At 44.2% G+C, this 12566-nt stretch carries 13 protein-coding genes; 4 read left to right on the forward strand and 9 right to left on the reverse strand.

Going from position 1 to position 12566, the window contains the following annotated elements:
• Nucleotides 1-306 precede the first annotated feature (306 nt).
• Entirely contained in the window at nt 307-552 is a 246-nt protein-coding gene (locus J2Z34_RS15030) for a Veg family protein (protein WP_023387166.1), read from the forward strand.
• Between the two features lie 112 nt (nt 553-664).
• Nucleotides 665-1507, forward strand: a complete 843-nt coding sequence (gene ispE / locus J2Z34_RS15035; protein ID WP_209460693.1) for a 4-(cytidine 5'-diphospho)-2-C-methyl-D-erythritol kinase — start codon at nt 665-667, stop codon at nt 1505-1507.
• A gap of 25 nt (nt 1508-1532) precedes the next feature.
• Here the strand turns inward: ispE and J2Z34_RS15040 are convergent, their stop codons facing one another.
• Complete coding sequence (locus J2Z34_RS15040) at nt 1533-2657, reverse strand: MGDG synthase family glycosyltransferase (RefSeq protein WP_209460694.1); 1125 nt, start codon at nt 2655-2657, stop codon at nt 1533-1535.
• A 122-nt stretch (nt 2658-2779) separates the two neighbouring features.
• On the opposite strand from J2Z34_RS15040, the gene J2Z34_RS15045 reads away from it, so the two are divergent.
• Nucleotides 2780-3187, forward strand: a complete 408-nt coding sequence (locus J2Z34_RS15045; RefSeq protein WP_209460695.1) for a YwiB family protein — start codon at nt 2780-2782, stop codon at nt 3185-3187.
• Between the two features lie 165 nt (nt 3188-3352).
• Entirely contained in the window at nt 3353-4954 is a 1602-nt protein-coding gene (locus J2Z34_RS15050) for a CTP synthase (protein WP_209460696.1), read from the forward strand.
• Between the two features lie 218 nt (nt 4955-5172).
• On the opposite strand, the gene J2Z34_RS15055 is transcribed toward J2Z34_RS15050, so the two are convergent.
• The 8 genes from J2Z34_RS15055 to J2Z34_RS15090 all read right to left on the reverse strand — a co-directional run bounded on the left by J2Z34_RS15055 (nt 5173) and on the right by J2Z34_RS15090 (nt 12535).
• A complete protein-coding gene (locus J2Z34_RS15055) occupies nt 5173-6285 on the reverse strand; it encodes a sodium ion-translocating decarboxylase subunit beta (protein WP_209460697.1) in 1113 nt (370 codons plus the stop codon).
• An 8-nt stretch (nt 6286-6293) separates the two neighbouring features.
• Nucleotides 6294-6629, reverse strand: a complete 336-nt coding sequence (locus J2Z34_RS15060; protein ID WP_209460698.1) for a biotin/lipoyl-containing protein — start codon at nt 6627-6629, stop codon at nt 6294-6296.
• An 11-nt stretch (nt 6630-6640) separates the two neighbouring features.
• Nucleotides 6641-6928: an OadG family transporter subunit gene (locus J2Z34_RS15065; RefSeq protein ID WP_209460699.1), complete on the reverse strand. Its 288-nt coding sequence runs from the start codon at nt 6926-6928 to the stop codon at nt 6641-6643.
• A gap of 7 nt (nt 6929-6935) precedes the next feature.
• A complete protein-coding gene (locus J2Z34_RS15070; protein WP_209460700.1) occupies nt 6936-8348 on the reverse strand; it encodes a pyruvate carboxylase subunit B in 1413 nt (470 codons plus the stop codon).
• Nucleotides 8349-8419: 71 nt separating this feature from the next.
• The gene (gene ttdB / locus J2Z34_RS15075) at nt 8420-9028 is read right to left on the reverse strand and encodes a L(+)-tartrate dehydratase subunit beta (RefSeq protein ID WP_209460701.1); all 609 of its coding nucleotides are present in this window, start codon (nt 9026-9028) and stop codon (nt 8420-8422) included.
• Nucleotides 9025-9924 carry a L(+)-tartrate dehydratase subunit alpha gene (ttdA, locus tag J2Z34_RS15080; RefSeq protein WP_209460702.1) on the reverse strand — a complete coding sequence of 300 codons (900 nt, stop codon included), beginning with the start codon at nt 9922-9924 and terminating at the stop codon, nt 9025-9027. Before ttdA ends, ttdB begins: the two co-directional genes overlap by 4 nt.
• Nucleotides 9925-9942: 18 nt before the next feature.
• Complete coding sequence (locus J2Z34_RS15085; protein WP_209460703.1) at nt 9943-11220, reverse strand: SLC13 family permease; 1278 nt, start codon at nt 11218-11220, stop codon at nt 9943-9945.
• 259 nt (nt 11221-11479) lie between these two features.
• Entirely contained in the window at nt 11480-12535 is a 1056-nt protein-coding gene (locus tag J2Z34_RS15090; RefSeq protein WP_209460704.1) for an AraC family transcriptional regulator, read from the reverse strand.
• Nucleotides 12536-12566: the final 31 nt, after the last annotated feature.

Below are 12566 nucleotides of genomic sequence, written 5' to 3' on the forward strand. Positions count from 1 at the left end.
GAAAAGGAAAATGGCTAATGCAAAGAGAATTGCATTAACCTGAGTTCATTGATTGATATACAAATTGGTAAGCCGTATGCGTTAGTAGCGCACGTGCGGTTTGATAAGGGGCTGGCTTAGCAATAAGTCGGCCTACTTTCTTAATGAAAAAAACTGAAGGAAAAATATCCGAAAAATATTTTTAAAAAATGAATGAATTGTTAACAAAGACTATTGACACTGTATATTGGCAGTGATAATATTAAAAGTTATAATTTGACATAAGAACTTCTTTGGGGTATAATGGTACAGGAAGAAGGTGGTTTGATGGACAGGAACACCAGCGTAGAGAGCATTGAAGCCATACGTGAGGAAATCTCGAACAACGTAGGAAAAAACGTCAAATTGAAAGCCAATGTTGGCAGACGGAAGATATACGAGAGTACCGGCATAATCGAACAGGCTTATTCCAGTATTTTTCTAGTAAGACTGGACAACGAAAGCAAGGGGACTGTTACATTCAGCTACTCTGATGTGCTTACAAAGACAGTTCAGCTGTTATACAAGAACTAAAGGCATTCCGGATAACAATCCGGGTGCCTTCTTTCTATTTTTGGGATATAATTCTAGGTAGATTAGTCTGAAGTGGTGTCATTGGCACCGATACCGGAAGGAGATACCGAAGATGAGGCTTGAAGCGCACGCGAAAATCAATCTGTCCCTTGATATCGTCGGAAAGAGGGAGGATGGGTACCATCTTCTTGAAATGGTCATGCAGGAAATCGAGCTGCATGATGTGGTAGAGATTGATAAAGCGGATAAGGGGATAACCCTTTCCTGCAACAAGGAGTACATTCCCTGCAATGCCAAGAACACTGCCTACAAGGCAGCAGCTATGATGATCGAAAGATGCGGCATAAACGGTGGAGTAAGGATATCGATAGAGAAGAACATACCTGTAGCTGCAGGACTTGCCGGAGGCTCCACAGACGCTGCAGCGGTTATCAGGGGAATGAACGAGGTATATGCTCTCGGATTGTCGCAGGAGGAGATGATGGGTCTCGGACTAAAGGTAGGTGCTGACGTTCCGTACTGCCTCGTTGGAGGGACCGCCCTTTGCAGTGGCATAGGGGAAATTGTGAAACCGCTGAAGTCATTTTCTGGAATAGACGTCCTTCTGGTAAAGCCTGCATTCGGAGTCTCAACAAAGGATGCATACATGGGATTCGAGATAGACAAGGTCAAGAGACACGTATCCACAAGAAGACTTATTTCTGCCATGGAGAGAAGGGACCTTGACGCCGTTGCATACAACATGAGGAATCTGCTTGAGAATGTGACTCTCAGGAAGCACCCGATACTAAAGACCATAAAAGAGTCGCTTTCTGAGCATGATGCCATTGGTACTCTGATGAGCGGTAGCGGGCCTACAGTGTACGGAATATTTAAAAATGCTGAGGATGCCGGGAGGGCCGAAGGGTTTTTCAAGGACAAGTACCGAGAAGTCATACTTACGAAGACGAGATAATATAAAGGACCCGAATCCGGGTCCTTTATATTATCGCTTCTTTTTTTGTGGCCAGCCTCTTCAGGAGCGCATACACGTCGTCTGAGGCATTTGGTTTTGATTGGTCCCTTGACCTTGCTTTCATCCTTAATAGTCTCATTTCGTCCTTCATGAGGCTGCAGATGGTTTCCCTGCAGTCTATGCCTGCACCTATATCGATAGCCAGGTCATGCTTCAGGAGATAGGATGCATTCTGGGCTTCCTGTCCTGGAACCGCCGAGAATATGGCTAGCGGTGTACCTGTCACGAAGCTCTCAGCCACGGTCAATCCACCTGGTTTTGTCACCAGGAGGTCAGTGATCCTCAGGATATCATCCATGTTGTCAACAAATGTGAGGTTAAGGAATTTTTTCTCTGAAGCTTCATTGAGTTCGGTCATCTTCTCGTGCAGCTTGAGGTTTCCGCCGGAGATCACTATAAGCTGAAAGTCGCAATCCATTGACTGAAGCTCCCTTACAATGCTCTCTATGTTGCCTAGTCCAAGGCTTCCTCCCATGACGGTTATGGTCCGCTTGTCCAAAAGTCCCATTTCCTTCAAGGTTTCAGACCTCTCAGGATGCTGCGAGAATTTCCTTCCTGTCGGAATCCCCAATACGTATATGCTGTCTTCCTCAATGCCTCTTTCCTTGAGCTCATCTATCATGTCATCATTAGATACGACATAGGCTTCAATGTTCCTGTGTACCCAGAATGAATGTGCTCCGAAGTCTGTCATGACAACACAGCCTGGTTTCATGAGGTTATGGTTTTTCTTCAGCATGGAAAGGACTTGTGATGTGAAGGGGTGGGTGGCAACGATGACGTCAGGTTCGAATTCCTCAATGGTCGGTATAAGTCCCTTTGTCACATATTCATACCAAAGCCTCGTTACGGCAATGGACTCCCTGTTGTCGGCATATTTATAAAGGTACTTGAAGAATACCGGGTAGTACTTGATGCTTTTCAGGTACGTGCCGATAACCAGCTTGTCCAGCGTGGGGCTGATGTATTTTATTGTATTGATCACCCTGACCTCTGAACCTGGTTCATTCCTGAGGACAGCCTCTTTTATGGCTTCCGCAGCTTTGTTGTGGCCACTGCCTGCGGATACAGTAAGTATCAATGCCCTCATGAGGAACACTCCTTTTGCCGTACACCTGTGATGTTTTCTGTTATAATTATAGCATAGAGGATTTCGATATTCGGAAGCTTAAACAAAATATAAGATAAACCTAACAATATGCGGGGTGGGAGATGGGCAAGGCAACTATATACATCATCAACAAGAAACCTGATGAAGAGCCGATTGAGGTTGTATACAAGGGTTCGTTTTCTGAAGGCAAGGAGCACTCAGTAGTTGAATACGACGAGAGTGACCTAACCGGCATGGAAGGCATAAGAACGAGGATAAACATCTACAATGACCATATGGAGATAGTCAGGACCGGAAACCTCAATGCAAGGCTGAAGTTCAAGGAAGGCTACATAGACAGCATTCTGTACAAGATGCAGTACGGAACCATAGCCATGGAGGTATCTACAGAGAAGCTTGACATCAGGAAGGTCGAAAACGGATATGACATCCTTGTGCGATATGACCTGGAAGTCAAGGGCGATTACAAGGATAAGAACGACATGTCCATAAGGATAGTTAAGAGCTGAAAAAAATAAAACAAAATAGAAAAAAATAATAGTAGCACACATGGTAAATGTGTGTTACTATTACTATTATTTATTTGATCAAATAATACGCCCATTCTAATTAGAGGGTAATTACTATTATACCAAATGCAATGATACTGTCAACATCTTTTTTGGAGGTTTGTCATGAAAAGTACTAAATTTATCTTTGTCACTGGTGGAGTCGTGTCGTCGCTAGGTAAGGGAATAACTGCAGCATCGCTTGGAAGGCTACTTAAGAACAGAGGACTCAAGGTATCCATACAGAAATTCGACCCTTACCTGAACGTGGACCCGGGAACAATGAGCCCATACCAGCATGGGGAAGTTTTCGTTACAGATGACGGAGCAGAGACGGACCTCGATCTTGGACACTATGAGAGGTTCATAGATGAGAACCTTTCAAAAAGCAGCAATGTTACTACAGGTAAGATTTATCACAGTGTAATAAGCAAGGAAAGAAAGGGAGAATATCTCGGAGGCACGGTTCAGGTAATTCCCCATATTACCAACGAAATCAAGGAAAGGGTCATAAGGGTCTCAAAGGAGACAGATGTCGATGTTGTAATCACTGAAATCGGCGGTACCGTCGGCGACATCGAGTCACAGCCATTCCTTGAGGCTATAAGACAGATAAAGTATGATGCGGGAATGGATAACGTGCTGTTCATTCATGTGACTCTGGTTCCTTTCCTCGGAAAAGCAGGAGAGCTCAAGACAAAGCCTACCCAGCACTCCGTAAAGGAACTCAGGAGCATAGGAATTCAGCCTGATATTATCGTGGCGAGGTCTGAGAAGGAACTTTCATCTGACCTAAAGAGCAAGATAGGCCTGTTCTGCAACATCGAGGGAAGGGCTGTAATCCAGAACCTTGATGCAGAGAACCTGTATGAGGTTCCTCTGATGCTCCATAAGGAAGGACTTGATACCCTTGTCTGTGAAAAGCTCGGACTGAATTGCGGAACCATCGACAATTCAAAGTGGGAGGATATGGTCGAAAGACTGAAGAATCCAAAGAAAAATACAAGGATAGCACTCGTAGGAAAGTACGTGGAGCTTCATGATGCATATCTTTCAGTTGTCGAAGCACTCGGTCATGGAGGACTGAAGAACGATTCCTCCGTTGACATCAAGTGGGTGAACTCCAACGACCTGACAAGCGAGAATGCAGCGGACTACCTAGACGATGTAGACGGCATACTGGTTCCAGGAGGCTTCGGCTACAGAGGAGTCGAGGGCAAGATAGAGGCAGTAAGGTTCGCGAGGGAAAATAATGTCCCGTTCCTGGGGATTTGCCTTGGAATGCAGACTGCAGTCATTGAATTCGGCAGGAACGTACTCGGCCTGGAATGCGCTAACACTTCTGAAATTGATCCTGATACCAAGTATCCGGTAATCGACCTCATGCCTGAACAGAAGGATATAAGCGAGATGGGAGGAACCATGAGGCTCGGCCTGTATCCAGCAAAGATAAAGGACGGCACATTCACCAGGGTTGCCTACGGCAAAGACCTCATTTATGAGAGACACAGACACAGATATGAGTTCAATAATGTTTATAGGGCTGATTTCGAGGCTAAGGGCATGGTATTTGCTGGCCTGAGCCCTGATGAAAGGCTCGTTGAGATCATAGAGATTCCGGACCACAAGTGGTTCGTAGCTACCCAGTTCCATCCGGAGCTGAAGAGCAGACCGAACAATCCACACCCATTGTTCGTAGACTTCATCAAGGCATCGCTTGAAAAATAGGATTTAGGATATGGCCCGGACTAAAAGTCTGGGCCATATCCTATTCATATGAATCTTTAGGCTATTCAGGTTGTTGGCAATAAAGTCAGGATTGGAAATCATAATTAGCTCATTCACATTTTATACAAGGATGCAAAACAAACCAAACTGCATCAGTCTGAGAAAGCAAAGAAGTCAGGGATATTCCTGACTTCTATCTGCTCGGTTAAATTTTTTTATCAACCAAAGAAATTCAATAGAACTCCTGCAGCAATAGCGGATCCTATGACACCAGCTACATTTGGTCCCATGGCATGCATCAGAAGAAAGTTCGTAGGATCCTCTTCCTGCCCAACCTTCTGCACAACCCTTGCCGCCATGGGCACAGCAGATACACCGGCTGCTCCGATCATGGGATTTATCTGTCCTTTGGTGACTTTGCACATCAACTTTCCGAACAGCACGCCTCCAGCGGTACCGATTGAGAATGCCAGCAAGCCCAGAGCTATTATGCCAAGCGTCTTTGGATTGAGAAGGGTTGCTGCATCTGCCTTTGCGCCGACTGTTAGCCCAATCAAGATGGTGACTCCATACATAAGGGCGTTCTTGGCTACTTCAACCAGATTAGGTACTACTCCTGTCTCCTTGATGAGGTTTCCGAACATCAGCATTCCGACTAGTGGTGAAGCACTTGGAACAAGAAGGATCACAACTATTGTGACAACTATAGGGAAAAGAATCTTTTCAAGCCTTGAGACAGGTCTGAGCTGCTTCATCTTGATCTGGCGCTCTTCCTTTGTTGTAAGCGCTTTGATTATGGGTGGTTGAATGACTGGAACAAGAGCCATATATGAATAAGCCGCCAGAGCGATGGGGCCGAGCATATGGTCAGCCAGCTTGCTGGTTAGATAAATGGCAGTAGGACCGTCAGCACCGCCTATGATTCCTATGGAAGATGCTTCCAACGCCGTATATCCTAAAGCCAGGGCACCCAGAAAAGCGATGAATATTCCAAGCTGAGCTGCCGCACCCAGTAGCATGCTCTTTGGATTTGCAATTAGCGGGCCGAAATCAGTGGCAGCTCCAACACCAAGGAAAATAAGCGGAGGATAGATCCCATACTCTATACCTTTGTATAGGGTTTTCAGCAGTCCTCCATCTGACATTAGCCCGTTCAAGGGAAGGTTTACCAGAAGCATGCCAAAAGCGATGGGAAGCAGCAGGTATGGTTCGTACTTCTTGTAGATTGCGAGATATAGGAAGAATAGCGATATACCGATCATGATGAGATCCTGCCCGGTCATGGCGACAATTCCGCTTGTAGACAGGAAATCCTTTAGAATATCTAACATCCTGTCACCTACTTAGTATCAATTGTCATGAGAAGGGTACCGCTGTCAACTACCTGACCTTCTTTAACATTGACTGAAGTTATGGTACCGTCAGAAGGTGCAACTATTTCATTCTCCAGCTTCATTGCCTCCAGAATAAGCAGAACCTGGCCTCTTTTGACATGGGTACCTACTGGGGTTTTCACCGACAGTACATTACCCTGCAGGGGGGCTTCCACCCTTGAATCAGTTGCTCCAGCTGGTGTGGAAACGTACTGAGGATTACTTGGCATGGTTCCGGCAGCTACCTCTTCCACTTCTACCACATATTCTTTTCCATTGACTTTAATCTTATAGGTTTTCATTCGTATTCTCCTTAACTGATTCTTTTTATGGATTTGATTCTGATATTTCCCTTCATATCATCTTTAGCTAGAATTGAAGCCATAAGCATAGCAACCATTTCATCCTCATCTTGAGAATTTATGGATGGTACTGTACCTGATGGATTTGATACTTCGCTTTTTTTAATGCCCAAGTCCTTGGGAAGGAACTTGAACGAATAGATGATAAATTGAAGCAGCACAAGGATAAGAAACACCACCAGCATTGCAAAGATGGAGAGTCTGATGCCATCCATTAACGAGAAATTTGCTATATCCATGGTTCTCCTACCTTTCAATGAACATTTCGAATTCTATCACTTCATTTGTGTTCGATTCCTGGGCTTTATTGTCCCGGGATTCTTTTTCATTGACCAGCACAGCAAATTGAGGGAAGAGAATATACGAAAGAACCTCTTCTTCCAATGCCTCTCTTCCGAGCTTATCGCTCAGTTCCCTGGTGGCTTCTGCAAAAACAGGAGTCAGTTCCGAAATGGCCCTGGGCTTGATTTCGGGCTCGTCACCAAGAATTTTGGCTCTAACTGCAGGATCAACCTGTGCGGGGGATTTTCCATAACTTCCCCTGAGATATTCCTTGATTTCATTTGGAACCATGGCGTAGCGTTCCCCCCTCAGCACATTCAGCATTGCCTGAGTTCCAACCATTTGGGATAGGGGAGTGACCAGAGGCGGGTATCCCATATCTTTTCTGACTACCGGGATTTCCCTCATTACCTCATTCAGCTTATGGAACATGTTCTGGTCCTGAAGCTGGCTCATAAGGTTTGATAGCATGCCGCCAGGAACTTCGTACTGCAGTATCTTTGGGTTAATGACTAGTGCGCGGGCATTGTACTGGTTGCTGTCGATATATTTCTGAGCCACCTTATCAGCAAGCTCATATGCTTCATCAAGGCCTTCTTCGCTGTATGCAACCTGTTTTCCTATATATTCCGCTGATTCGATAATAGTTTCTGCAGCTATATGGCTTGTTCCGCCAGAAAATGGTGAAATGGCTGTATCCACTATGTCGACACCAGCCTCCATAGCCCGGAGCATAACCAGGTTCGTTAATCCGGCTGTAGTATGGCTATGAATGTTGATTGGAAGTTCTGTAACGGCCTTTAGTGCTTTAACAAGGCTGTAGGCCGCATCAGGCATAAGTATTCCTGCCATGTCCTTTATGCAGATGGAATCTGCACCCATCTCTGCCATTTGTTTCACCAGGTCCACAAAATATGACTCTGTGTGTACGGGACTAACGGTATAGCTGATGGCGCATTGGCAGTGACCGCCATATTTCTTTATATATTTAACAGGGTACTCGATGTTGTTCATGTCGTTTAAGGCGTCAAAAACACGGATTATGTCAATACCGTTCTCAATCGAAAGTCTTATGAACCTTTCAAGGGTTTCATTGTCGTATAATCTGTAACCAACCAGGTTCTGGCCTCTAAGCAGCATTGAAAGCTTTGTGTTCTTGGCGGCTTTTCGGATTTCCCGAAGGATTTCCCAGGGGCTTTCCCTGAGGAACCTAAGCGCAGTGTCGAAGGTTGCGCCACCCCAGACCTCAAGAGCGTTGTAACCTACCTTGTCCAGCTTTTCCACAAGTCGGATAATATCCTCTTTTTCCATCCTTGTGGCCAATAGACTTTGGTTACCGTCTCGAACCGTCAGGTCGTTGAGCAGTACTTTCGTCATGATTTGTTTTCCTCCTATGGATGTCCTGAATAAAAGGTCCAGTCTTTTGACGTGGACCTTTCAGCAGATTGCTATTTTATGAATCGTACTTCCTTGGCAATTTTTTCATATTGCTCTTCTTTTCTTTTGTTGAATTCAATTTTGTTCTCTTCAAAGATGTTGTTTCCCTCTGTGTCTATGGATACAATGAGTGGTCCAAACTCTTTGACTTGACACACCCAAAGGGACTCCGGCATTCCAAGATCGGTCCAGTGGACCTCTTTGATGTATTCTACAGTGTTGGCGGCATATACTGCATTTCCTGCAGGATATACAAGATGGATTGCTTTATGTTCTTTGCAGCCTTCTTCAGTATTCTTACCCATTCCGCCTTTTCCGACAATCAGCTTTACACCTGTCTGCTCTATGAATTCTTTTTCGAACTTCTCCATTCGCATACTTGTTGTAGGCCCTATGGATATCATCTCGTACTTGTTGTTGCCATGGTCCTTCACTATTGGACCCGCATGGAATATTGCCAGGCCATTAAGGTCCACTGGAAGCTCTATGTGCTCCTCGATAAGTCTGCGGTGAGCAACATCCCTGCAGGTTACAATAGTTCCTGTGAGATATATTATGTCCCCAATTTTCAGATCCTTAAGATCTTCGTCCTTTATTGGAGTCGTGAGTACATTCTTCATAACTCTGCCCCCTCATGTGTGGTGATTTTATAGTTCAGATCCTTATCAAATACAATCAGCCCCCTGCGGTGTGACCAGCAGCCTGTGTTAACTGCTACACCGATGGTCGAAGGATGCCTCGCAGTATTCACCACATTGACTCCCATAACTGATTTCTTGCCTTTAAGTCCCTGGGGACCGAGGCCTATGGCATTGATACCGTCCTCGAGAAGCCTTTCCAGTTTGGCTGCGTTTGCATTGTCATTATGGCTTCCTACCGGTCTCATGAGAGCGAGCTTGGAATTCATTGCAGCTGTTTCCACAGATGTTCCAACTCCAACTCCTACAAGGAGGGGAGGGCAGGCATTGAGTCCATAGCTGGTCATCCTGTCAAGGACAAATTTGACTACACCTTCATAGCCTTCTCCTGGCATAAGCACAGTTGCTACTCCTGGCAATGAGCATCCGCCGCCTGCCATATAAGTGTATATTTCAACATTGTCGCTATCTTCCTCAATCTCCCAGAATACACTAGGTGTACCTTTGCCGATGTTCTTCTTTGTGTTGTATTCATCGAAGGTCTCAACTGAATTGTGCCTGAGTGGTGTTTCCATGGTCGATTTGTAGGTTGCGTCCCTTAGGATCTGGTTCAGCTGACCGATAAGCGGGAAGTTCTGGCCGCACTTTACGAAAAACTGCAGCACACCAGTATCCTGACATGAAGGTCTCTTGAATTTTAAGGCAAGCTTCTGGTTCTCTTCCATAGTAGCATATATTATCGTTGCCAGTTCGCCTGTCTCCTCCTGCTTCAATTCTTTCAGCTTGTTTTCCACATCATCCGGCAATTTGTAGCTTACCAGCGATATGAATTTTGACATAAGATCTGTCAGTTTTTTGACATCATCGACTTTACTCATAACAATCTCCTTTTAACTTTAGTTTGGATAGAAAGGGAACAGGATTGGCAGCAGAATCATTGAAACAACTAATGAAACTATGATCAGTGGGACTCCAACCTTAACATAGTCCTTGAACTTATAGCCCCCGATTCCGTAAACCATTGTGTTTGCGGGCATTCCGATTGGTGTAGCATATGCCATGGATCCGCCAATTACAGTAGCCATCAGTACAGCTCTAGGATCCGCACCCATTGCGTTTGCCAGCGAAAGGCTTATTGGGACAAGAAGTGCTGTGGTAGCTGTGTTCGACATGAAGTTTGTCATTACTGAGGACAGCAGCAATACCACAAAGAGTAATATTAGCGGGGATGGATTGGTTCCAAGAGTTTTGATGATTGTGTCAGCAATATATTCACCAGCTCCTGAGGTTTCTAGGGCCTTTGCCAAAGCAAGCGATCCTACAAACAACAATATTGTATTCATGTCTATGGACTTCATGGCCTTTTTCTCGGTAAGCACCCCTGATGCTACAAGAACCAAGGCTCCAATCCAGGCTGATACATACAGCTTGATTCCTATCTGCTCTTCAAAAATCATTGCAATTACCGTCAGAACCAGAACAATCAGAGAAAAATACTGCTTCCATACCGGGACATTACTATAATCATCATGTCTTGCAAAAACAGAATCTTTATCCAGTTCAGCATCCTTATGGTCTGGAAGGAGCTTATAGCCAATCAGCGCGAAGTAGATTATTCCTATTACCAGTATAGGAAGACCAACCTTGGCATACTCGAAAAATCCGAACTTCATGCCAAGCCCTTCCAGAGCAGACTGTGCAATCATGTTTCCCGGAGCCCCGATGAGACTCAGGTTTCCACCCATTGCGGCAGCAAGAACCAAAGGAATCATCAGCTTTGACCTGGCAAAGCCGGACTTCGCAGAAATACCGATGATAACTGGTATAAGCACGGCAGCAGTTCCTGTATTGGAAAGTACACCTGACATCAGTCCTGTGATGACCATTACTGCAACTATAAGCTGTCTCTCAGTCTTGGCGAATCTGGTTACCAGACCTCCAACCTTCTGAGCCATTCCTGTATCAAAGAAAGCCGCTCCAACAATGAACATTCCCATGAACAGGAGTACATTGCTATTGACAAAGCCTGCAAACGCATCTGAGGGCTTAAGTACTCCGGTTAAAGTCAGGCCGATTGCTACAATCATGGCAGTGATGGATAATGGCAGTTTTTCCCATGCGAACATTACAATTGCAAAAACCAAGAAAATAAGTGTGATAATCTGTGGACTCATTATTATTCCCCCTAAATTTATCAGACGTCTTAATTGCATATTAAGGGAATGTAATCAATTGCACTATCCGATTTTTGCTGTCATAATTTTTGGCCAGAAGTGTCCATTGACGCTTCCAGTCTTAGATTATTCAATTATTGGCAGTAAAAAAACCCAGAATGTTATTCCCGCATGCGTTCTAACATCTGGGTTCGAATGATTGATTCCCATTTTGGGACCAATAATTTTATCAAAAAAATCGGGTAGTCCATATTTTGGATTATATTATTTTTGATTTTATCTTTTTTAGTTTCTCGAGTGTTCCGCGAAGCTCCCTGGCTATTTCATCTACCTCACCCTCTAACACCTTTTTTGTTTTTAAGATATTTTCAGGGGGTCCGAATTCGAAATTATGTTCTTTACTGCTAAGTTCGTCAGTGACAATCTGCTTAAGTAAAACTGGATCTGTGTAGATCTTGTCATCCTTGCTTTCAAGACTGTTTCTGTTTATGATCATTTTCCTATATTCGGTGGGAGTTTTGCCGAACCGTTCTCTAAATGCGGTGTTGAATGCCTTGATATCCGAAAAGCCGTTTACATATGCTATGTCGGATACTTTCTGATCTGTGTTGGTAAGAGCAAAAATAGCCTCCCTCATTCTGACTCTCGTCAGATATTCGTAATAGTTTATGCCAAGCTTCTGCTTGATTATTTGAGATATGTAGCTTTTATTGTATCCAGTCACGTTAGTCAGGTCATCCAGAGTTATCTTCTCCCTGAAATGATGGTTCAGATAATCCACTATCCTGATGACATTCTCGTTTTTTGACATTACGCTTGAATCAAGCTGTGAGATCCATTCAACAGGGAAGTTCTGCATGATGTCGCCCATAAGCTGATGGAACAATGATTCGTATATCATAGTTTCAATTTCTGAATCACGGTCAGCGAAAGTAGCCATTTTAAGAACGGTTCTATAGATACGCCTAAAAATTGGAAGATTCTTCGTGGTTCCATCAGAAATACATCTAATATGGATATTTTTGTAGTCCTTTATCCAAGTTGAGAAGTAAACAGGATCAAAATGAATTACCATTGCGATGGAATCCGGCTTTCTGGCCATTGTGGCATGACCGATGTTTGAGTTGATCAGAATGACATCGCCTTTGGAAAGTATGTGGCTCTCTCCGTTCTTGTTTACTTCAATCTCGCCATTCAGAAGGATCAGCAGCTCAATGTCCTTGTGCCAATTGTATTTGTAATATGTAACATAATATGAGTACTGCTCCAGATTAATTGAATTTCTTTTATTCTCGTATTTTGCAAAAGATTTCAATGAAAACCTCCTAGTCGCTTCCTTCTGATAT

This window comes from Youngiibacter multivorans, from assembly GCF_017873395.1.
In the GTDB taxonomy this organism is placed as follows: domain Bacteria; phylum Bacillota; class Clostridia; order Clostridiales; family Clostridiaceae; genus Youngiibacter; species Youngiibacter multivorans.